21 protein-coding genes and 1 pseudogene are annotated in these 20,148 nt (G+C 52.9%); 8 read left to right on the top strand and 14 right to left on the bottom strand.

The genetic code is table 11. The annotated features are described in order from the left end of the window. A pseudogene (locus DT73_RS26590) lies at positions 1-568 on the bottom strand (hypothetical protein); the annotation flags it as partial. Positions 569-785: 217 nt separating this feature from the next. Between DT73_RS26590 and rsmD the strand changes: the two are divergent. Together rsmD and DT73_RS20265 are read left to right on the top strand one after the other, a co-directional pair. Next, positions 786-1,382, top strand: coding sequence for a 16S rRNA (guanine(966)-N(2))-methyltransferase (rsmD, locus tag DT73_RS20260; RefSeq protein WP_036114226.1), 597 nt, complete (start codon positions 786-788; stop codon positions 1,380-1,382). Continuing rightward, positions 1,372-1,641 (top strand): DUF1145 family protein, encoded by a 270-nt coding sequence (locus DT73_RS20265; protein ID WP_036114227.1) that lies wholly within the window; start codon positions 1,372-1,374, stop codon positions 1,639-1,641. Before rsmD ends, DT73_RS20265 begins: the two co-directional genes overlap by 11 nt. Positions 1,642-1,650: 9 nt before the next feature. On the opposite strand, the gene DT73_RS20270 is transcribed toward DT73_RS20265, so the two are convergent. Next, positions 1,651-2,010: a DUF2500 domain-containing protein gene (locus DT73_RS20270; protein WP_036114230.1), complete on the bottom strand. Its 360-nt coding sequence runs from the start codon at positions 2,008-2,010 to the stop codon at positions 1,651-1,653. A gap of 156 nt (positions 2,011-2,166) precedes the next feature. Here DT73_RS20270 and DT73_RS20275 point away from each other — a divergent pair, with 156 nt between their 5' ends. Next, entirely contained in the window at positions 2,167-2,793 is a 627-nt protein-coding gene (locus DT73_RS20275) for a lysoplasmalogenase (RefSeq protein ID WP_036114234.1), read from the top strand. Positions 2,794-2,925: 132 nt separating this feature from the next. Further along, a complete protein-coding gene (locus DT73_RS20280; protein WP_036114237.1) occupies positions 2,926-5,190 on the top strand; it encodes a zinc/cadmium/mercury/lead-transporting ATPase in 2,265 nt (754 codons plus the stop codon). Between the two features lie 5 nt (positions 5,191-5,195). Here DT73_RS20280 and tusA read toward each other — a convergent pair whose 3' ends face one another. Then, complete coding sequence (tusA, locus tag DT73_RS20285; protein ID WP_036114382.1) at positions 5,196-5,441, bottom strand: sulfurtransferase TusA; 246 nt, start codon at positions 5,439-5,441, stop codon at positions 5,196-5,198. Between the two features lie 350 nt (positions 5,442-5,791). Between tusA and DT73_RS20290 the strand changes: the two genes are divergently transcribed. Together DT73_RS20290 and DT73_RS20295 are read left to right on the top strand one after the other, a co-directional pair. Further along, on the top strand, positions 5,792-6,457 hold the full coding sequence (locus tag DT73_RS20290; protein WP_036114239.1) for a 7-cyano-7-deazaguanine/7-aminomethyl-7-deazaguanine transporter: 666 nt from the start codon (positions 5,792-5,794) through the stop codon (positions 6,455-6,457). A gap of 72 nt (positions 6,458-6,529) precedes the next feature. Beyond that, the gene (locus DT73_RS20295; protein WP_036114242.1) at positions 6,530-7,090 is read left to right on the top strand and encodes a DcrB family lipoprotein; all 561 of its coding nucleotides are present in this window, start codon (positions 6,530-6,532) and stop codon (positions 7,088-7,090) included. A 10-nt stretch (positions 7,091-7,100) separates the two neighbouring features. Here DT73_RS20295 and DT73_RS20300 read toward each other — a convergent pair whose 3' ends face one another. The 9 genes from DT73_RS20300 to DT73_RS20340 form a co-directional block, all read right to left on the bottom strand. Next, positions 7,101-8,300, bottom strand: a complete 1,200-nt coding sequence (locus tag DT73_RS20300; RefSeq protein ID WP_036114245.1) for an MFS transporter — start codon at positions 8,298-8,300, stop codon at positions 7,101-7,103. Between the two features lie 83 nt (positions 8,301-8,383). Beyond that, complete coding sequence (arnF, locus tag DT73_RS20305; RefSeq protein ID WP_036114248.1) at positions 8,384-8,779, bottom strand: 4-amino-4-deoxy-L-arabinose-phosphoundecaprenol flippase subunit ArnF; 396 nt, start codon at positions 8,777-8,779, stop codon at positions 8,384-8,386. Further along, positions 8,779-9,114, bottom strand: coding sequence for a 4-amino-4-deoxy-L-arabinose-phosphoundecaprenol flippase subunit ArnE (gene arnE / locus DT73_RS20310; RefSeq protein ID WP_036114252.1), 336 nt, complete (start codon positions 9,112-9,114; stop codon positions 8,779-8,781). The genes arnF and arnE overlap by 1 nt, the downstream gene beginning before the upstream one ends. After that, positions 9,114-10,763: a lipid IV(A) 4-amino-4-deoxy-L-arabinosyltransferase gene (gene arnT, locus DT73_RS20315; RefSeq protein WP_036114385.1), complete on the bottom strand. Its 1,650-nt coding sequence runs from the start codon at positions 10,761-10,763 to the stop codon at positions 9,114-9,116. The genes arnE and arnT overlap by 1 nt, the downstream gene beginning before the upstream one ends. 11 nt (positions 10,764-10,774) lie before the next feature. Then, positions 10,775-11,665 (bottom strand): 4-deoxy-4-formamido-L-arabinose-phosphoundecaprenol deformylase, encoded by an 891-nt coding sequence (arnD, locus tag DT73_RS20320; RefSeq protein WP_036114255.1) that lies wholly within the window; start codon positions 11,663-11,665, stop codon positions 10,775-10,777. Further along, complete coding sequence (gene arnA / locus DT73_RS20325; RefSeq protein ID WP_036114258.1) at positions 11,662-13,644, bottom strand: bifunctional UDP-4-amino-4-deoxy-L-arabinose formyltransferase/UDP-glucuronic acid oxidase ArnA; 1,983 nt, start codon at positions 13,642-13,644, stop codon at positions 11,662-11,664. The genes arnD and arnA overlap by 4 nt, the downstream gene beginning before the upstream one ends. Then, positions 13,641-14,615, bottom strand: coding sequence for an undecaprenyl-phosphate 4-deoxy-4-formamido-L-arabinose transferase (gene arnC / locus DT73_RS20330; RefSeq protein ID WP_036114261.1), 975 nt, complete (start codon positions 14,613-14,615; stop codon positions 13,641-13,643). Before arnC ends, arnA begins: the two co-directional genes overlap by 4 nt. A 9-nt stretch (positions 14,616-14,624) precedes the next feature. Further along, positions 14,625-15,764 carry a UDP-4-amino-4-deoxy-L-arabinose aminotransferase gene (arnB, locus tag DT73_RS20335; protein ID WP_036114263.1) on the bottom strand — a complete coding sequence of 380 codons (1,140 nt, stop codon included), beginning with the start codon at positions 15,762-15,764 and terminating at the stop codon, positions 14,625-14,627. A gap of 405 nt (positions 15,765-16,169) precedes the next feature. Then, a complete protein-coding gene (locus DT73_RS20340) occupies positions 16,170-17,072 on the bottom strand; it encodes a LysR family transcriptional regulator (protein WP_036114267.1) in 903 nt (300 codons plus the stop codon). Between the two features lie 107 nt (positions 17,073-17,179). Between DT73_RS20340 and DT73_RS20345 the strand changes: the two genes are divergently transcribed. Together DT73_RS20345 and DT73_RS20350 are read left to right on the top strand one after the other, a co-directional pair. Next, complete coding sequence (locus DT73_RS20345; RefSeq protein WP_036114270.1) at positions 17,180-17,974, top strand: SDR family NAD(P)-dependent oxidoreductase; 795 nt, start codon at positions 17,180-17,182, stop codon at positions 17,972-17,974. A 472-nt stretch (positions 17,975-18,446) separates the two neighbouring features. Next, positions 18,447-18,905 carry a GNAT family N-acetyltransferase gene (locus DT73_RS20350; RefSeq protein ID WP_036114274.1) on the top strand — a complete coding sequence of 153 codons (459 nt, stop codon included), beginning with the start codon at positions 18,447-18,449 and terminating at the stop codon, positions 18,903-18,905. Positions 18,906-18,932: 27 nt separating this feature from the next. On the opposite strand, the gene DT73_RS20355 is transcribed toward DT73_RS20350, so the two are convergent. Then, positions 18,933-19,316 carry a RidA family protein gene (locus tag DT73_RS20355; protein ID WP_036114278.1) on the bottom strand — a complete coding sequence of 128 codons (384 nt, stop codon included), beginning with the start codon at positions 19,314-19,316 and terminating at the stop codon, positions 18,933-18,935. A gap of 29 nt (positions 19,317-19,345) precedes the next feature. Beyond that, the gene (locus tag DT73_RS20360) at positions 19,346-20,146 is read right to left on the bottom strand and encodes a pyrroline-5-carboxylate reductase (RefSeq protein WP_036114281.1); all 801 of its coding nucleotides are present in this window, start codon (positions 20,144-20,146) and stop codon (positions 19,346-19,348) included. Positions 20,147-20,148 lie beyond the last annotated feature (2 nt).

Consider the following 20,148-nt stretch of genomic DNA (forward strand, 5'->3'; position numbering starts at 1 on the left):
CTGCTTCTGCTTCTGCTTCTGCTTCTGCTTCTGCTTCTGCTTCTGCTTCTGCTTCTGCTTCTGCTTCTGCTTCTGCTTCTGCTTCTGCTTCTGCAGGAAGCTGCACGGTCTGAGGAATCTGTTCAACCCCGCCAGTTTCATCCAAAACAGTGTTGCCGGTGCTTTCGGGCTGGGCTACCAGGGCTGAATGCTCAACGCCCGCATTATCCACATCCTCTTCAACAGCCTCTTCTGCAACAACATGTTCTTCACTGGCGGTATCGGGCGATGAAGCCAGTTCAGCAGGCGCGCTGGTTTTACTTTCTGCCGCTGGCTCTGCCACATTGCGCGCATGTTCATCCTCTGCGGATGTAGCCGCTTCAGGCTCTGCCGCCTGTTCTGTGCCAGGCGCACTTTCACTGGCTTGTAGCGCAGCCGCTGCGTCTTCATCACGGGGGGTTGCGTCCTGCTCAGCAACATCCTGTTTTTGTTCTTCTTCCGCAGCCTTCTGGCCAAAGCCCAGCCAGGAAAACAAGCCACGTTTTTTTTCTTTTGCCATCGGCGACCACACTCCTCGCTGCTGATTCATGGCGATGCCCCGCATGCCATCAGCAGGGACCAAAAATGGAAATAATTGAATGAGACAGTCTATCACTTTCCCGTCGAGTGAGCACTCCGGCAGATGCTATCCGGCAAGCTGCCTGCAAAATGCTGCAGGTTAATGACATCGCCGGAATGGATGGAGGTTTCCCCATTGCGCGCTCGCCGCTAGAATAGCCGCAACATCCTTAAGCTCAGTGCAATTTATGAAGAAAAAACAAACTAACGGCGCCGGCCAGATACGTATTATTGGCGGGCAGTGGCGGGGGCGTAAACTCCCGGTGCCAGACAGCCCCGGCCTGCGCCCCACAACGGACCGGGTAAGAGAGACAGTGTTTAACTGGCTGGCTCCTTACCTGGTAGATGCGCACTGCCTTGATTGTTTTGCCGGAAGTGGTGCACTGGGTCTTGAAGCCTTATCACGCTATGCAGCCAGTGCGACATTGCTTGAGCTGGAACGCGGTGTCGCTGCACAGTTGCAAAAAAACCTGGCAACGCTCAATGCCAGTAACGGTAAAGTGCTGGCGACCAATACGCTGGCACACCTTGCACAACCCGGTTCACCGCACAATATCGTGTTTGTCGACCCTCCGTTTCGTAAAGGGCTGCTGGAAGACACAGTGCAATTACTGGAGCACAATAACTGGCTGGCACCAGACGCTGTGATTTATATTGAGAGCGAATCAGAGCATGGGTTACCCGCAGTGCCTGGTAACTGGGAATTACACCGCGAAAAAACGGCCGGGCAAGTGGCCTATCGCCTGTACTTGCGCAAAGCACAAGGAGAACAGAATGCTGATTAATCTGGGCCGCCTGCTTATGCTCGGTGTGTGGGGGTTTATGGTATTGAACCTGATCCACCCCTTTCCTAAACCGCTGAACTACTTTATGAATGTGGCGATGGTTTTCACGTTTTTTATGCATGGCCTGCAAGTCACTTTGTTGAAAGCAAGCCAGGGTAAAGACTCCCCAAAAATCGGCACATTGCAGCAAACACGCATCTTTTTGTTCGGCGTATTCGAATTGCTGGCCTGGCAAAAGAAACAACAAAAAAAACCATGATGCCTGTATTCAGGGCGCTGGTGTAAATTCCAGAAACCGGGTGCCCTGGTAATGCAACGTGCCCTGGTCGCCAACGGACACGGCGTGGTATTGCTGCGCCGTTACCCGAAAACGTATTTCCACGCCACCCTGTGGGGTACGGAAACCCATCTCATAACGCACAGTATCCGCAGGCGACGAAACTTGTTGTTCGCGTGAACGCCGTTTCGTTACCGGCACTTCCCGCTTACTGGACACCACCATCGTTTTAAGACTGACTGGCGCTCTGTCATTTGCCGCGTCCTGGCGGCGCTGCTGCATGTAACGTAACGAAGCCAGAACCACGATTACCGCAATAACAGCAACGAAAAAAAATGGCGGTTTACTCATACCTTTCCCCAGTGATACAACGAGTTTCAGACTACTCTGTGCTTAGTGGTGTTGTCAGCCAGGCACTTTGCCGCTCAGACTTTAACAAGGAAAGGTCGCACAGGTATATGCGCCAGCCCTTTTTTTAGCCCATCAATCCAGACAGGGAGAGTGACTATGCTTTGGTCATTTATTGCAGTGTGTTTTTCTGGTTGGCTGTATGTTGATGCATCCTACCGCGGCCCTGGGTGGCAGCGCTGGCTGTTTAAACCCGTCACGTTGTTGCTGTTGCTACTGCTGGCCTGGCAAGCCCCCATGTTTAATTTAATGAGCTACCTGGTACTCGCCGGAGTAGTAGCATCCATGGCCGGGGACGCCTTACTGCTGCTACCCACTCAGCGCTTTATTTATGCCCTTGGTGCGTTTTTTCTGTCGCACCTGCTTTATACCGTCTGGTTCGCCAGCCAGATGAGTTTTGGCCTCTGGTGGCCGGTGCCGGTAGTGCTGGCGGTTTTGGGTGCCCTGTTACTGGCAGTTGTCTGGAGCAAATTAGGTGAACTGCGCTGGCCTGTTTGTGCGTTTGTGGGGATGACTCTGGTCATGGTGTGGCTGGCGGCAGAGCTCTACTTTGCCCGCCCGGTGGATACCCGCTTTTCGGCCTTTGTTGGTACCGCGTTGCTGCTAATCAGCCATAGCATCTGGCTATTCAGCCACTTCAGGCGGCGTTTTAGCGCCGACCGCGCAATAACGGCCGCGTTCTATTTTGCCGGGCACTTCCTGATTGTTCGCTCGCTCTATCTGTAAAAATGGCGACGGGAAGGGTAAAGCAGATATTTTCCTTTCCCGTTAGCAACGGCAAACGCATTTTTTACTTGACTCTGGAGTTGACTCCAGAGATTAGCATCCATACAGGCCCTGCTTTTTACCGGAGACTGTATGCGTATCGCACCGCAACCCAATTCACCCCAACGCCAGGTTCCGTCATTGAGTACGGCCCGGCTTAAGCCCATTGCGCCATCGGCAGTACAACCCACCAAAATGTCCTGTTGCCAGGGCGAAACGGCCTGTTGTACCGCAACGCCGCATGCCGAAGCCACAACCAGCAAAATGCAGGCAGCCAGCCAGCGTTTTCAATGGCGAGTGGAAGGAATGGACTGCGCGGCCTGTGCCAGAAAAGTTGAAACAGCCGTACGCCAGCTAACGGAAGCGAAACAGGTGCAGGTTGTGTTCGCCAGTGAAAAACTGGTTGTGGATGCCGACAGCGATATTCGTAGTCAGGTTGAGCGTGCGGTCAATAACGCAGGCTACCGTTTGCACAGCAATACCCAGCCGGTTGTGCCAACGCACACATGGCGCGATTACCTGCCACTGTTGGCGTTAACTGCCATGATGCTCTGCAGTTGGGCTGTTCGCGCATTTTCCCCCACAGCCGGGCAAGTGGCCTTTATCCTGACCACGCTGGTTGGCCTGTGGCCAGTTGCCCGCCAGGCACTGAAATCCATAAAAACCGGCAGCCCATTCAGTATTGAAACCCTGATGACTGTTGCGGCCCTCGGGGCGTTATTTATTGGCGCTACAGCTGAAGCTGCCATGGTCCTGTTGCTGTTTATGCTGGGCGAACACCTGGAAGGTTACGCTGCACAACGGGCACGCAGTGGTGTCAGTGCGCTGATGGCGTTAAAACCCGATACCGCTACGCGCCTGCGAGATGGGCAGCGGGAAACCGTTCCGGCAGAATCGTTGCGCCCTGGCGATATTATTGAAATCGCCGCAGGTGGGCGGCTTCCGGCTGACGGTACATTAAATGATGACATCGCCAGCTTCGATGAAAGTGCGCTCACTGGCGAATCTGTTCCTGTCGTTCACCGGCAATATGATGTGGTGCCAGCGGGCAGTACCAGTGTAGAAAACCGGGTAACACTCACTGTTGTATCCCGCCCGGGGGAAAACGCCATCGACCGGATCCTCAACCTGATTGAACAGGCGGAAAGCCGTAAAGCGCCAGTTGAGCGTTTTATTGACCGCTTCAGCCGGGTTTACACACCACTGGTTATCCTGCTGGCACTGCTGACAACCTTACTTCCGCCTTTGCTGTTTGCCGCACCCTGGCAGGAATGGATTTATAAGGGGCTGACCCTGCTATTAATTGGTTGCCCCTGCGCGCTGGTTATTTCCACCCCGGCCGCCATTACCTCTGCGCTGGCGGCTGGTGCACGTTTTGGCGCTTTGATTAAAGGCGGTGCAGCACTGGAGCAACTGGGTACAGTACGCCATATCGCCTTTGATAAAACCGGAACATTAACCCTGGGCAAGCCATCCATTGTTCACACTGAAACCTGCGCCGAAATCAGTGAAAATGAATTGTTGCGGCTGGCCGCAACTGTTGAACAAGGCGCCACTCATCCACTGGCACAGGCAATTGTTACCGCCGCCCAACAAAAGCAATTGGCACTTCCCGAAGCCCTGAATCAGCGAGTGGTTCCGGGTAAAGGGATTCAGGCACAGATTAACAGTGAAGATTATTTCCTGTGCGCGCCAGATGCCGCACCCGATGGCGTACTCACGCCTCAACAGCGTGCAGCCATTACCGACCAGGAAACGGCCGGGAGAACATTGATTCTGGTGGTGGCACTCACTTCCCGGCAATTACTGGGCTACTTTGCCCTGCAGGATACCCTGCGCCCGGATGCCCGGGATGCCATTGCCAGGCTTCAGGCTATGGGGATCCGTGGCACGATGTTAACCGGTGATAACCCACGGGCGGCGGCAGCAATTGCCAGGGACACCGGGCTTGAATTTCAGGCTGGTTTACTACCTGCAGATAAAGTGGCGGCGGTAGCGCGTTTGCGTGAGCAGGGCGCAATCGCCATGGTAGGAGATGGTATCAATGACGCTCCGGCAATGAAGGCCGCAACGACAGGTATTGCCATGGGTAACGGAACCGATGTCGCACTGGAAGCCGCGGACGCAGCCATAACGCACAGCAACCTGGGTGCTTTACCCGACATGATTCGCCTGGCACGTTCTGCGCACAACAATATCCGCCAGAACATCACCCTCGCCCTTGGCCTGAAAGGTATTTTTCTGGTCACCAGTTTATTGGGAATAACCGGGTTGTGGCTGGCGGTACTGGCCGACTCAGGCGCCACAGCGCTGGTGACATTAAATGCCTTGCGGCTGTTACGCCAGCGCGCCCGGTAACAGAATCAGTGTTGTTTACGCAGCAGGTAGCGGTAGGGCAAAGTTTCTGTGCTCTGGGCTACCAGCTCGTGTTCCATGAAACGGCAAAAACCGGGGATATCGCGAGTGGTTGCCGGGTCATCAGCCAGAATCAGCAATGTTTCACCGGGTTGCATGCCACGCACCGTTTTGCGCACCATCATCACCGGTTCCGGGCAACGCAGCCCCTGCGCATCAAGCATGTGGTCAGGGCTGGAAAACAGATTCGACATAGTTTTCTCTAAAAAGTCATAAAACCAGGCAGATGATAAGCCCGTGTATCTCACCCGGCTATCATGGGGTTTTAAAAGAACAGAACGGGAAACCAGGGTTCCTGATTCGCCATTTATTACCATGTACCTTACGGCAAAACCGCGCGAGCCTCTGCCTGTAAGAACCAACCGCTCTAGTTTACGCAGAGCACACGGTAGCGCAAGCAGCGTGAACGATTGCGTTAAAATTAACCATTGCAAAACCTGTTCAACTGCGTATCATTCGGCGGTTTTCATCGCTATGGCGCATATCGTGCCAGGCAAACCAGTGACTGGGTTCCCTCACCCCAGCAAACAAAAAGGTGACATTGATGATTCGTTTTACCGCAATCCAGCGCATGCATGCGCTTTTTTGGCTTTCGTTGTTCCACCTGCTGGTGATTACCTCCAGCAACTACCTGGTACAGCTCCCGGTTTCCGTGTTTGGTTTTCACACCACATGGGGCGCCTTCACGTTCCCGTTTATTTTTTTGGCAACCGACCTGACCGTGCGTATTTTTGGCGCGCCGCTGGCCCGCCGGATAATCTTTGCCGTGATGGTTCCCTCATTGCTGATTTCCTATGTTATCTCCTCGCTGTTTGCCGATGGTACCTGGCAAGGGGTTAGTGCGCTGGGGCATTTCAATCTGTTCGTTGCCCGTATTGCTGCCGCGAGTTTTATGGCTTACGCCCTGGGGCAAATTCTGGATGTTCATGTCTTTAACCGCCTGCGCCAAAGCCATTACTGGTGGCTGGCACCCACTGCATCCACCTTTTTAGGCAATATCAGCGATACCCTGGCGTTTTTCTTTATTGCGTTCTGGCACAGCCCGGATCCGTTTATGGCACAACACTGGGTCGAAATCGCACTGGTAGACTACAGCTTTAAGGTTCTTATCAGCATGGTCTTCTTCTTGCCAGCCTACGGTGTACTGCTCAATGTGGTGTTGAAAAAGCTGGCAGACAAATCTGATTTAGCCGTGTTGCAAGTCCATTAAGGGACGCGCTTTTTTCTTGTGGTAAACTGGCCGGATAGCCGTCATGGCTGTTTAACTTAAAGGAAGATGTCAATGCGCAACCTGGTAAAATATGTCGGTATCGGCCTGCTGGTCTGTGGGCTGGCAGCTTGTGACAATAAAGACAGCAATACGCCAACAGCGAATAATGCTGACCAGAGTCAAAAAGCACAGAGCAACACGGTCTCGTTACTCGAAGGCAAGCTGAATTTCACCTTACCGGCGGATATGAGCGACCAGAGCGGGAAACTGGGCACGCAGGCTAATAATCTGCATGTGTACTCAGATCCAACCGGCCAGTCCGCAGTCATTGTTATTGTGGGCGATAAGAGTGTGGATGCACTGGACGTACTGGGCAAGCGCCTGGAAGATGAACAACGTGACCGCGACCCGCAACTGCAGGTTGTCGCCAACAAGTCTGTCGAATTGCACGGGCACACTTTCCAGCAACTCGACAGCATTATCTCCGCGAAAGGCCACACAGCCTGGTCTTCTGTTCTGCTGGGCAATGTGGACAATAAACTGGTCACCATGCAGGTAACCCTGCCTGCGAACGATCAGCAGCAATCGCAGGTTGTTGCGAATAATATTATCGGCAGTGTTGAAGTGAAATAACGCCTTACAATTAACCGGCCTGTAATGCGGGCCGGTTTTTCATCCGCCAGGTTAACAACAACCCAATTCCCGCCAACCCGGCAGCACCAAAGTAGATAGCCGGAACCCCCGCCCATGCCATCACTAACCCGGCAAGTGGCCCGGTAATCCCCAAAGACATATCCATAAATACGGTATAGGTTGCCAGCGCACTGCCCTGGTTTTGTTGCGGCACGGCTTTAACGGCCACCACACCCAATGAAGGAAACACCAGCGAGAACCCGGCACCCGCCAGTAACGCTCCAGTATTCGCCACCCAGGGGGACATTGAGAACCCTACCAATACTAAACCAACAATCTCCATGCTCAGGCAGCACATTGCGACAAACACGCCACCCCGGCGGTTAATGGCATTGGGAAATAACAGCCGCGTCCCCACAAACGCGCCACTGAACAATGTCAGGGCGAAGGCGGCATCAGACCACCCTTTAGCTTGGAAAAACAGTGTAATGAAAGTGGCGATAACCCCAAAGCCTGCCGACCCCAGAGCCAGCACCAGGCCATACACCCATACTTTGCCCAATACAGCACGAAACGGCAGTGGCTTGCCTTTACTGGCCTTCACATGAGGGCGAGGAAGCGCCAGCAAAATTGCCAGCAATGCCACACCCATAATCACCAGGGACAGCAGCAATAAACCGCCCTGGTGGTAAATCCACACACCAAGCGGAGCACCCAGCGCCATCGCACCGTAAGTGGCAATACCATTCCACGAAATCACTTTGCCTATTTGCGCCGAACCCACCACCCCCACGCCCCACAACGTTGACCCTGTACCAGCAAAACTTTGCCCAAGGCCGAGAATAACCCGCCCCAGGCACAATGCGGCAAGGCTCACGGCAGGCAGGTGTTCAAGGTTAGCGGCCAGCAGGTAACATGCGCCACTAAGCAGGCAACCGCATAACCCAAGAATAACCACGCGTTTGGGCCCAAAGCGGTCAGCCGAGCGGCCAGAATACGGGCGGCTCAGTAAGGTCGCAAAATATTGCAGGCTGATAACCAGGCCAGCCCAGAAAGCACTGAACCCCATAACGTCATGGACATAGCCCGGTAACACGGCCAGGGGCAGGCCAATCGTAAGGTAGCTGGCAAAGTTGAACATAACGATGGAGCCGATGCGCAAATTCAGGCGCGCACCACTGAGCGGGGCTTCTGAAACAGGGGCTGACATGGAAGGGTACCGGAAATAATAAGTTACCAAATAATTCACTATACCCTGAAAATGCGCGGGTTTCTTCGATTATTCGGTGTGAATTACTGCTGCCGCTGCACCGTGTTTTTCCCCGGCCAGATAACCAGCGTAACGCCTGCCATAATGGATAACACACCAAGCAAATTCAGCCAGGAGAAGGTGTCGTGCCAGCCGGGCAACCAAATCGCCGCCGCCCACACTAATATGTAGCTCAGGCTTAACAGAGAGTAGGCTTTACTCAGTGGCAGTTTTTTCAGTGCGCCGTACCAGCACACCATTGAGGCCAGATAGCCGCCTACCCCCGCCACCAACCACAGGGTGCCAGGAGCAATATGGAGCATGGCCAGAAGAAAATCAGGTAAAGGCCAGACAGCCGGTAAACGGCCCATTGCCAGCTTCATTGCCAGTTGGGCTGCGGTGACTAATAACACGCTACATAACGCCAGCAAATACCCCATTACACGCCACCGCTCAGCAAAATAATCCCCAGAATAATCAGTAAAATGCCCAGCCAGTGCCGCCGTGTTAAACGCTCACCCCAAATCCAGTGTGCTGCCAAAGAAACCCAAATAAAGTTCAGGCTCATCATCGGGTAGGCCAGGCCAACCGGCACAGATTGCAGAACTACCAGCCACACCAGCAGCCCCAGGCCCATCGCCACCAGCGCCACAAATAACCACAGCCAGGCACGATGACGCCCGGCTGAACCTGAAGGGGTACAGGCTGCCTGTTTTTGGCACAGTTGCCCAAGGCAACTGAGCAGGCTGGCAATAATTATTCCGCTAATACCCATTATTTTTGGTGATACAGGTAAAGGACAAAGCGCCCCTGATGAACAATAGCGTCCGGTTTGGGGACAACATGCTCATCAACAACTTCGTGGCGCGAAAGTAACAGCACCAGAGCAACATTACCTTGCTGGCGGTGCCGGCTCAACCAGGCGGGGAATTCCGCCGTTTGTACCAGCCTGCCCTGGGCATCCGGGTAGCTCATGCCATACTGCAGTTCCCCCGGCGAACCGTACATATTGATATCACTGCGTTTTAGTGCCCAGGCAATCGCAGAAGCCGTGCCCACATTATTGCTCAGAATATAGCGGCTGCCAGCCAGTTCACCCTGTACATTTTCCACAAAGGCCTGGGGTTGCTTGGAATCAATAATCTGATCCGGAATCGCCGCCCCGACCAGTAACGCCAGCCCAAGTGGGCATAGTGCGGCCAGTTGCCAGCGTGGTTGCCAGCCCCGGGAAGAAACCCAGCCCACCAGAGCCCAGCACACAAAAGCAAGTACGGCACAAAAAACTTTAAACAACTCGTTGGTTTGGTAGAGCGGGTGTTTTGCCAGACCAAAGGGGGCCAGCACAGCGAGTACAGCCAGCACACACACGCAGCCAAAACCAATATTAATCCAGCCATTCAACCGACGAATACCTGAGCCAGCCGCCTGGGCATAATGTGCCAGCAGAATGGCTAACGGGGCAAAGCAAGGAAGAATATAGGTAGGCAACTTCCCTTTCGCGATACTGAAAAAGAGAATCGGCATCACCACCCAACCCAGTAAATAAACCGCGCCAGAATGGCTGTGCCGCTTTACCCAACCAGATTTAAGCGCACCTGGCAGGTAAGCGAGCCAGGGTAGCGTACCGGCCAGTAAGAAAGGCAGGTAATACCAAAACGGCGCTTTATGCTGGGCATTGCTCTCAGCAAAACGCTGAATATGTTCCACCCAAAAGAAATAGTGCCAGAAATCAGGCTCAAGGCGAGCGACGGCCAGCGCCCAGGGCAGCGTAATCAGTGTGGCACTAATCACCGCCAGCGGCCCAAACAGCAAGACTTCTTTCCAGCGCTTATGCACAGCAACCCAGGGTAAAACACCAATTACCGGCACGGCCAGCGCCAGGAAACCTTTGGTCATCACGCCCATACCACAGGCCAGGCCCAGTAACAGGTAACCACCGATTTTGCCTCTGGTGGTCTGTGCTTCGCAGGCCACCCAGAAACTGCACATTGCCGCGGTAAGCCACAACGTTATCATTGGGTCGAGAACCGCGTAGGTCCCAATGCCATACACTAAAAAGCAGGTGAGAAAGATAACACCAGACATCACGGCTGTGGCGTTATCTTTCCAGATACGTTTAGCCAGCCAGACCACCATCAGCGCACTGAGTGTGACGGAAAAAACCGAACCAAACCGTACCGCAAAATTATTATGGCCAAACAACAACTGGCTCAGGTTATTGATCCAGTACCCGGCGATGGGTTTTTCGAAATAACGTACCCCCAGGAAATGGGGATCCACCCAGTTTCCTGCCGCCAGCAGCTCACGACTGATTTCGGCGTAGCGCGTTTCATCAGGTTGCCATAACAGGCGAAACTCAAGGGGCAACAAATAATACAATGCATAGCAGGCCAGCAGCACAAACAGCGTCTTTGTTGATTTCATCAAGATTACCGTTAAACAGGTTGTTGGCATCCCAGCCAGCCTTCACGGCCAGCAATTTCATGTCGGTAGATTTGCCCGGCAGGTAACAGCGAGCTATCTTCAGGCAAAAGTGCGGAAAGCGGGCAAAACTGAATACCTTCGCGCTGGGCCTGGTCGAGAAGTTGTTCAAAGAGCGGGTTAAAAATTATCCCTTCAACCTCGGCATGAATGGTGTAAACCGGCACACCGGGGTCTGCGTGAATTTTATCCAGTAAAAACCGGTTAAAACCCGCAGCATCCACAGACTGGCCAACCACTTCATCCCATGTTGGCAAGGTAACGGGGATTTGAGCTGTACCCCGGGAACCATCATCCAGCACCGGTGTGAAGGGCATCCGCCCGCGGCAATCACTGTTGTACCGGAAACCGAAGGGTTGCTTGGCAGCCACAACACGCTGGTCAGCTCGCCAGCCCGCCACCGCGGAACAGGTAACCGGTGCGCCAATAATCTGCTCCAGTGCATCTTTGCCCTGGCGAATATGGTCCGTGAGTTTTTCCTGTGACCACACTCCTGCCCAGGTTTGCCAGGCAAAGTGGTCCCAGGCATGCAGGCCCACTTCATGGTGCCGGGCAGCGTCACGGATCACCGCCTGGTTAGCCTTACCAATCAGCTTTCCCGGCCACGCCGTACCCGCCAGCAAAATATCCAGCCCATACAGTGAAGCGGCACGTGAGCGCAGCATCTTCCACAAAAATTTGGGCTTCACCAGCCGCCACAAATGGCGGCCCATGTTATCTGGCCCCACACTGAAGAAAAAGCTGGCCTGTATTTGGTAACGGGCCAGGCTTTCCAGTAGACGAGGAACCCCGTCACGGGTTCCTCGCAGGGTATCGACATCAATCCGCAACCCTACCAGTTTCATGCATTATCTTCCGGTAGCTCAACCGTGCGCAGGAAGAAATCCAGCGTTTCATCAATGGTGCGTTCCATTTCCACTGTTGGCGTCCAGCCCAGCAAACGCTGTGCATTACGAATACTGGGTTTACGGTGCTCAACATCCTGGTAACCTTTTCCGTAATAGGTGCTGCTTTCCACCTCACGGAAACCGGCAAATGGAGGGAAGTGTTTGCGCAGTGGGTTCCGCTCGAAGCTTGCCAGCAACATTTCCGCCAGTTCTTTAATACTGGCTTCGTTTTCCGGGTTACCGATGTTGATAATCTGCCCGTCACATTTGCCATCTTTGTTCTGGATAACCCGGAACAACGCTTCAATACCATCGCTGATATCGGTGAAGCAGCGTTTCTGGCGACCACCATCAATAAGCTTGATAGGTGAGCCTTCCACCAGGTTCAGGATCAACTGAGTGATTGCACGCGAACTGCCAATACGTGCAGCATTCAGGTTATCCAGGCGCGGCCCCATCCAGTTAAACGGGCGGAACAGCGTAAAGCGCAGGCCTTCTTTTTCACCGTAAGCCCAAATAACCCGGTCGAGTAATTGTTTGGATACAGAGTAAATCCAGCGCTGTTTGTTAATGGGCCCAACGATCAGGTTCGAGTGGTCTTCATCGAATACCGGGTCGGTACACATGCCATACACTTCTGAAGTAGACGGGAAAATAATGCGTTTTTTGTATTTCACGCAATCACGGATAATTTTCAGGTTCTCTTCAAAATCCAGCTCAAATACACGCAGTGGGTTACGGGTGTATTCAATTGGTGTGGCAATCGCCACCAGTGGCAGCACGACATCGCACTTCTTAATGTGGTATTCGATCCACTCAGAATGAATACTGATATCCCCTTCCACAAAGTGGAAATGCGGGTTGCCGAGGAAGCGGCTGATGGCATCAGAACCAATATCCAGACCGAAGATTTCGTAGTTTTCATCCTGCAACAGGCGTTCAGTCAGGTGGTTACCAATAAACCCGTTAACCCCAAGAATCAGCACCCGCGTACGGCGTTTTGCAGCTACAACAGGCGCGTGGCTTAAAATGGCGCCCTCAACTAAGCCCAGGGTCTGAGCCAGTTGCCCACCCTGCATATACACCCCGTTGTCGGCCTGGCCGGTGACAATTTCCAGAGCACCCGAACCACAGGCAACTACCAGAGGTGAAGTGGATACCACAGTGCCCGCACGCGCAGCGGGGTAGCCATCCACCAGGCGAGATGACCAGACCACAAAGCGGGTTATCCCGGCGTAGCTGAATGCACCTGGCCAGGGGTGCGCAACAGCACGCACCAGGTTGTGTAAATCGCTGGCATTCCGGTTCCAGTCAAGGCGGCCATCTTCCGGCGTGCGGCGGCCAACATAGCTGGCCTGGCTGTTATCCTGCGCGCGGCCCGGCGCATTCCCGTTGCGAATTTTTGGCAGAATATCACTTAACAGAGTGCGTGCCTGTGCCGTCAGCTTATGGTGCAGGCTCAGCGCGTTATCTTCCGGCGCAATGGCAACGGCTGCCTGAGCAATAATATCCCCGGCATCAGCCCGGCTGACCATTTTGTGCAGTGTCACGCCGGTTTCTGTTTCACCATTAACCAGAACCCAGTTCAGTGGCGCACGCCCGCGGTATTTCGGCAATAAAGAACCATGCAAATTGAATGCGCCAGCAGGGGCACATTCGAGAATGTCCTGGCAAATCAGGTTACGGTAATAGAATGAGAAAATCACATCCGGTGCCAGAGCACGAATACGGTCAACCCACAGAGGATGGTTCACATCATCTGGCGCATAAACCGGAATGCCACGCTCGGCGCCAATACGCGCAACAGAGCCAAAAAATGGGTTCTCTCCGGCGTTGTCCTGATGGGTGAAAATAGCACTGACTTCATAGCCAGCCTCTAACAGTGCGCTGAGCCCAACACACCCCATATCATGGTACGCGAACACGACGGTTTTCATTCTTCTTCACCCTCTTGAGATTCTTGATGATTACTGCTCACAACTTGCTGAATAAAGTAGCGGGGACGGGCGCGAACATCGTTGTAGATCCGGCCGATATACTCGCCCAACAGCCCCATACCAATAAACTGGGCACCAATAAACATGAACAACACGGCAAACAACGTGAAGACCCCTTCGGCACCCCATGCAGGGCCAAAGACCAGCCGCAATGCCACTAACAACACAGCGAACAAGAAACCAAGCAACGCAATAACGCTGCCAAACACACTCAGTAAACGTAATGGTGTGGTGGTCAGGCAGGTCACCAGGTCGTACATCAGGTTAATCAGGCGCATAAAGCTGTATTTAGAATCGCCGTGTTCACGTTCCGCGTGCTGAACCGGGATTTCCGCAGTCTTGCGGGCAAAGGTATTAGCAAGAATAGGAATGAAGGTACTGCGCTCATGGCAGTGCAGCATGGCATCAATAATATGGCGGCGGTAAGCACGCAACATGCAGCCGTAATCCCCCATCGCCTTGCCGGTGGTGCGCTGGATAAGGCGGTTAATCATGCGTGAGGCCGTTTTACGGAACAGGCTGTCCTGGCGATTTTGCCGCACCGTCCCGACCACGTCATAACCCTCGCTGGCTTTTGCTACCAGGCGGGGAATTTCTTCCGGTGGGTTTTGCAAGTCGGCGTCCAGGGTTATCACCAGGTCACCACTCACATGGCTGAACCCGGCCATAATCGCAGAATGCTGGCCGTAATTACGGTTGAGCAATACCGCCACCAGGTGGCTTCCTGGTTGCTGCGCGGCCTCGGTCATTAACCGGACTGAATCATCACTACTACCATCATCAACTAATAAAATTTCCCAGTCACAAGGCAACTGCTGGCAGGCCGCCGTTGTGCGCTGGATAAGCTCGGGAAGGCTTTCCTGTTCGTTATAAACCGGAATTACCACCGAGACCTTTTGTATTGTGGACATAACTAAACCTCAACAACCTGCAATGTCGCGCAGTGCAGTAATCACCCGGGTGACATCGTCATCGGTCATATCCGGGAATAACGGGATAGAACAAATACGGGCGCTGTTCCACTCAGTATTTGGCAGCACAAGGCCTGGAAAGCGTTCGCGGTAATATTTTTGGGTGTGAGCGGCACGGAAGTGCAGGCCGGTGCCGATATTGCGGGTTTTAAGTTCCGCCATTAGTGCATCCCGGGAAATCCCGCACTGTGCTTCATCCACCCGCAAAATAAACAGGTGCCAGGCATGTTCATGGGGCCATTCAGGCAGAGCCAGCGGCTGATAAGGGGTATCCGCCAGTTCACGCATGTAACGTTCGGCAATGGCTTTGCGGCGCTGATTTAGTTGCGGCAGTTTGCCAAGCTGAACCAGCGCTATTGCGGCGTTGATATCGGTGAGGTTGTATTTGTAGCCAGGGCTGATAACTTCTGCCTGGGGAGCCCGGCCATGAGTCTGGCGGTCATAGGCATCAACGCCCAGGCCGTGGAACTTGAGGCTGCGAATCTGCCCGGCAAGCCGCTCGTCGTCAGTTACCACCAGGCCACCTTCTGCGCACGTCATGTTCTTGATAGCGTGGAAGGAGAAAATTGCCGTACCGCTGTGCCCGACATGTTCACCCCGGTAGTAAGTGCCAGCCGCATGGGCCGCATCTTCAATCACGGCGACACCGTGTTTTGCCCCCAACGCACGTATTGCGCCAAGGTCTGCCGGAGCACCGGCATAATGCACGGGAATAATCGCTTTGGTGCGGGGAGTCAGTGCGGCTTCTATCGCTTCTGGCGTAACCATCAGCGTGTCTTTATCGACATCAACCATTACCGGCTCTGCACCCAGCAGGCAGATCATATTGAGTGTGGATACCCAGGTCATGGAAGGTGTAATCACTTCATCACCTGGGCCAATGCCCAGCGCCATCAGGGTGACATGCATTCCCCCTGTCGCCGAGCTGACAGCAATAGCGTGTTGGTTGCCCGTTAATTCGCAAAATGCGGATTCAAGCGCCTGGTTTTTCGGGCCAGTGGTAATCCACCCCGAAGACAGTACATCAGCAATGGCGCTCAGTTCAGATTCGCCTAATGCCGGGCGTGAGAACGGCAGAAACTCACTCATGCATTGTTTCCTTTAACTATCATCGAAATAATAAATTGCGCTTTCAGAAAGATATGCGTTGTTATTATTTTGTTCTCAGTAAGATAAATGGCGCTATAACAAAGCGCATCCCTGTATCAACCACACCTCAACGGCAGTAAACTAACAGCTGTTTCTTAGAAAAGACTTAAGGTGGGCCATCACCCGAACTGACTAGTTCAGCGTAAAACCATTATCAAGTTTGGTTATAAATCAGAAAGTTGCCAGTCTATTTGTGATTATTTTTAAATATTTCACAATTAATAAACTGACATTAAATAAAATGTAAAAAATCAAGCGAGGTCAGGGTGTTGAATGCCAATAAAACTGTGATGCAATCCTCATTTGTCATGAATATTTAATTATTGTTTCATGCCATTACCATGATTACCATTTCCATGCCTGTGACATTCTTTCTGTAAGAAAAGTAACGAATAGCCTCACGCGGGGCGCTAAAAACCGGCTGTGTAAGTACACGGCATTTAATGGTGCGGCCGGAATTTTATCGCCAGGGAGAATCTCAACTAAACGCCCGGCACGCACATCGTCGCCCACATCCCAGATTGATTTCATCACAATACCCGCGCCACACAGCGCTAATTCATGTGCCGCAGCACCGTCATCACAGACATAACGCCCCTGCACTTTCACCGCAATACGGGCATCGCCTTCGTTAAAGGCCCAGTCCACAGCGGGTGAATGGCCAATTAAAATACAATCATGGCGGATTAAATCCTGCACGCTTTCAGGTGTGCCTTTGCGGGCAAGATACTCAGGTGAAGCGCACAACAGCCTGCGGTTTTGCGCCAGGGGGCGAACAAACAGGCGCGAATCGTTCGGGGTGCCGTAGCGAATGGCAAGGTCATAACCACCCGCGACCAAATCCACCACTTCATCGTTCAATGAGAGATCCACATTCACTTCAGGATACAACTCAGTAAAGTCTGCCAAAGCCGGAACAATATGACGCCTGCCAAGACCATGGGGAGCCGACAGCCGTAATGTGCCAAACACCCGGCCATTGCGCCCAGTCATGGCTTCTTCTGCCTGTTCCGCTGCCGCCAGAATGCGCATGCAGTGGTCATAAAACAGAGCGCCCTCTTCCGTTACCGATAGCTGCCGGGTGCTGCGATTAATCAGGCGAATCGCCAGGCGGCGTTCCAGCTCAGACAGGCGTTTACTGACCACCGCTAACGATAACCCCAAATCACGGGCAGCTGAAGAAAGGCTGCCGCCTGCGACAATGCGCTCAAAAATACGTAATGAAGCCAGGTCATCCAGCAGCGCCATTGTTAACCTCACGGAAAGAATACTTATCTATAATTGATGTTTGAAAAAATATAGCAAACCCGCAAACTGACAGATACCCCCTTACATTCACCACAGGAGATAAATCCATGAAAATTGATTTTTCCGGGAAAACAGCACTGGTCACCGCATCCACTGGTGGAATTGGTTTTGCCATTGCCCAACAATTGGCTGCCAGCGGTGCAGTAGTTATTCTGAATGGCCGCAGTGAAGAGAGCGTTGCGAAAGCTACCCGTAAACTGCAGGATGCAGTGCCTGGTGCAAAATTACAGGGTGCTGTCGCTAACTTGCAGGATGCAACCGGGGTGGAGCAGTTGCTCAGCCAGTTACCTGCGGTTGATATTCTGGTGAATAACGCCGGGATTTACGGGCCGCAGGATTTTTACGAAACCGATGACGCCACCTGGGAAAACTACTGGCAAACCAACGTGATGTCTGGCGTTCGTCTGTCACGCGCGCTGTTACCCGCCATGACAAAACAAGGCTTTGGGCGAGTGGTGTTTATTTCGTCCGAATCAGCCCGCAATATTCCGGCAGACATGATTCATTATGGCGTAACCAAAACTGCACAACTTGCTCTGGCGCGCGGGCTGGCAAAATACGTAGCCGGGACTGGCGTCACGGTGAATAGTGTTCTGCCAGGGCCGACGATTTCTGATGGCTTTGCCGCCATGATGAAAGATGAAGTAGAACGGACAGGTAAATCGCTGGAAACGCTGGCTAAAGAGTTTGTCATGGCTCACCGCCCTTCTTCCGTGATTCAGCGTGCAGCCAGTGTGGAAGAAGTGGCTAATATGGTGGTGTATATCTGTTCGCAACAGGCGTCTGCCACATCCGGTGCCGCACTGCGCGTAGATGGTGGCGTTGTGGACGATATTCTCTAATTGCACAGCGCGCCCCGCACGCAGAACTCCCCCGCAGCAACGACTGACAGGCACTTTCGGGTGCCTGTTAATTCACTGAGCCCTGCCCCCGCAACCCATTCAAAATTATTGAGGACTAATCTCAAATAAATGCCATTTTCATTTCCATAAAATTTTATTATGATCACCTCAACCAGAATTTATGCGATGGTTAACAAATCAAAGACAGATAACGCGTACATAAATTAATCAATTTTTTTGTATGAGTTTAAAAAATAACTCTTTCTGTCTTACGCATTAATCTTTTTCATTTTAACGTCAGGCCAGGCTGGCCTGTCTCTTACCAAATGGTCGCTGAGGGAACAGCCGGAAGAAGTCGCCTGCGGGCGGCTTTTTTCGTTATAAAACCCCCAGATCCTTTTCTTATTCCGCCCGGGTTTGCCTTGCTTTTACAGTACCTTCCCGGTGAGATAAGCCAAAAAGGAGCCCTGCTATGTTTTACTTCGAGCCAGCCCCGGCGAGCCACCCAGAACTGCAACAACTGGTAACTGAACTTGATGACTGGCAAAACGCGTTATACCCCGAGGCCAGTTGCCACTGCCTGGATTTACAGGCTCAGCCTGAAACGCATCTTTACTGCCTGCTTGCCCGAACTGAGCAGGGAGAAACGGTGGGCTGTGGCGCTGTTGTTCTGGAAGGGGAAAACCGGGGCGAGATAAAACGGATGTATATTCGGCCAGCCTGGCGTGGCCATAAGTTGGGTGAAAAAATACTGGCAAGCCTGGAGGGCGTAGCCCGGAAGCATAGCCTTCCCTGGCTACGGCTGGAAACCGGCATCCACCAGCACGCGGCTATTCGCCTGTACCAAAACTGCCAGTTCGAAATATGTGAAGCGTTTGCCCCTTACCAGCCCGATCCCTTAAGTGTGTTTATGGAAAAGGCACTGGTGTAGTTCAACGCCCCCCGCTAATGGGTTGCATCAGCGGCGTACTGCAATCGCTTCAATTTCCACACCGGCATCTTTCGGTAACCTGGCCACTTCCACACAGGAGCGCGCCGGGAAAGGTGCCTGATGCTCACGGAAAAAGGATTCATACTCAGCGTTTACTAAAGAAAAATGGTTGAGATCCTTAACAAAAACAGTTGTTTTTATAATATCCGCCACCTGTAAACCACTGGCTTCAACAATTGCCCGCACGTTTTCCAGAGACTGGCGGGTTTGCTGCTGTATATCTGCAGGCATTTCACCTGTTAGTGGGTTAAGCGGGATTTGCCCGGAAGTCATCACCAGTGAACCAAGATCCACACCCTGAACATAAGGCCCAATTGCGGCAGGTGCCTTTGACGTTGAAATTGCTGACATATTCACGACCCTGTTAAAAAACGAGATTATTATTGACCAGAGAGTTCGGTAGTACGGCGCACCGCCGCCAGCACACTGCTTTGCAAGCCAGCGGCAAAATCACTCTTATTCAGTTCATACAACCCATTGATACCCACTCCGGCTGGTGAGTTGTTGATATCCATTAACTGGCGCGGGTGGCAACCCGATAATTTCAGCATGGAGACAGCACCAACCAGATTTTCCCACACCACTTGTGTTGACTGGGCGCGGGTTAACCCGGCCAGCACACCTGCATCAGCCAGTGCTTCAGCGAAGTAATAAACATAATTCACCCCGGCGACAGCGAACCCGGTAAAGGTGTCTATCAGGCGCTCTTCCAGCAACATGACCTTGCCGAAACTTTCCAGAAAAGGCATTAACGGCGCACTGTCAACGTGAGCGTTAAACGCCACACCGCTGTATCCCAGCCCCGTGTCAGTCAGTGTGTTAGGAATAATTCGTGCCACAGGGCGGTTTTCACCCAGTAGTGATGCCAGACGGGCCAGCGTCACACCCGCAATAATCGATACCACGGTTGCGCCAGGACTTGCGTGCTGGTTAATCAACTGAGCAACCCCGGGGATATCATCTTGTGGGCGTACGCCGATTACGATGTAATCCGCCGCTGCCAGCGCATCGGGCAAGGCCTGCGTATTGCTTAACCCATAGCGTGCGTTAAGCGTTGCCACCCGCTCAGAGTCGATATCCGATAGCGTAATTGCATCAGGGTTTACGGCTTCGCGTTTCAGCGCCGCGCGAATAATGGCTTCGGTCATCTGACCGGCACCAATAAAGTGAATCTGGCTCATCG

This window comes from Mangrovibacter sp. MFB070, assembly GCF_000705335.1.
GTDB classification, from domain to species: Bacteria; Pseudomonadota; Gammaproteobacteria; order Enterobacterales; family Enterobacteriaceae; genus Mangrovibacter; species Mangrovibacter plantisponsor.

Excerpts from the sequence above, each read along its gene's own strand:
- DT73_RS20345 (WP_036114270.1), top strand. The coding sequence starts at position 17,180 with ATGAAAATTGATTTTTCCGGGAAAACAGCACTGGTCACCGCATCCACT.
- arnC (WP_036114261.1), bottom strand. The coding sequence starts at position 14,615 with ATGTCCACAATACAAAAGGTCTCGGTGGTAATTCCGGTTTATAACGAA.
- DT73_RS20360 (WP_036114281.1), bottom strand. The coding sequence starts at position 20,146 with ATGAGCCAGATTCACTTTATTGGTGCCGGTCAGATGACCGAAGCCATT.
- DT73_RS20275 (WP_036114234.1), top strand. The coding sequence starts at position 2,167 with ATGCTTTGGTCATTTATTGCAGTGTGTTTTTCTGGTTGGCTGTATGTT.
- arnD (WP_036114255.1), bottom strand. The coding sequence starts at position 11,665 with ATGAAACTGGTAGGGTTGCGGATTGATGTCGATACCCTGCGAGGAACC.
- arnA (WP_036114258.1), bottom strand. The coding sequence starts at position 13,644 with ATGAAAACCGTCGTGTTCGCGTACCATGATATGGGGTGTGTTGGGCTC.
- DT73_RS20340 (WP_036114267.1), bottom strand. The coding sequence starts at position 17,072 with ATGGCGCTGCTGGATGACCTGGCTTCATTACGTATTTTTGAGCGCATT.
- arnF (WP_036114248.1), bottom strand. The coding sequence starts at position 8,779 with ATGGGGTATTTGCTGGCGTTATGTAGCGTGTTATTAGTCACCGCAGCC.
- DT73_RS20295 (WP_036114242.1), top strand. The coding sequence starts at position 6,530 with ATGCGCAACCTGGTAAAATATGTCGGTATCGGCCTGCTGGTCTGTGGG.
- DT73_RS20355 (WP_036114278.1), bottom strand. The coding sequence starts at position 19,316 with ATGTCAGCAATTTCAACGTCAAAGGCACCTGCCGCAATTGGGCCTTAT.
- tusA (WP_036114382.1), bottom strand. The coding sequence starts at position 5,441 with ATGTCGAATCTGTTTTCCAGCCCTGACCACATGCTTGATGCGCAGGGG.
- rsmD (WP_036114226.1), top strand. The coding sequence starts at position 786 with ATGAAGAAAAAACAAACTAACGGCGCCGGCCAGATACGTATTATTGGC.
- arnB (WP_036114263.1), bottom strand. The coding sequence starts at position 15,764 with ATGAGTGAGTTTCTGCCGTTCTCACGCCCGGCATTAGGCGAATCTGAA.
- DT73_RS20300 (WP_036114245.1), bottom strand. The coding sequence starts at position 8,300 with ATGTCAGCCCCTGTTTCAGAAGCCCCGCTCAGTGGTGCGCGCCTGAAT.
- DT73_RS20270 (WP_036114230.1), bottom strand. The coding sequence starts at position 2,010 with ATGAGTAAACCGCCATTTTTTTTCGTTGCTGTTATTGCGGTAATCGTG.
- arnE (WP_036114252.1), bottom strand. The coding sequence starts at position 9,114 with ATGGGTATTAGCGGAATAATTATTGCCAGCCTGCTCAGTTGCCTTGGG.
- arnT (WP_036114385.1), bottom strand. The coding sequence starts at position 10,763 with ATGAAATCAACAAAGACGCTGTTTGTGCTGCTGGCCTGCTATGCATTG.
- DT73_RS20280 (WP_036114237.1), top strand. The coding sequence starts at position 2,926 with ATGCGTATCGCACCGCAACCCAATTCACCCCAACGCCAGGTTCCGTCA.
- DT73_RS20350 (WP_036114274.1), top strand. The coding sequence starts at position 18,447 with ATGTTTTACTTCGAGCCAGCCCCGGCGAGCCACCCAGAACTGCAACAA.
- DT73_RS20290 (WP_036114239.1), top strand. The coding sequence starts at position 5,792 with ATGATTCGTTTTACCGCAATCCAGCGCATGCATGCGCTTTTTTGGCTT.
- DT73_RS20265 (WP_036114227.1), top strand. The coding sequence starts at position 1,372 with ATGCTGATTAATCTGGGCCGCCTGCTTATGCTCGGTGTGTGGGGGTTT.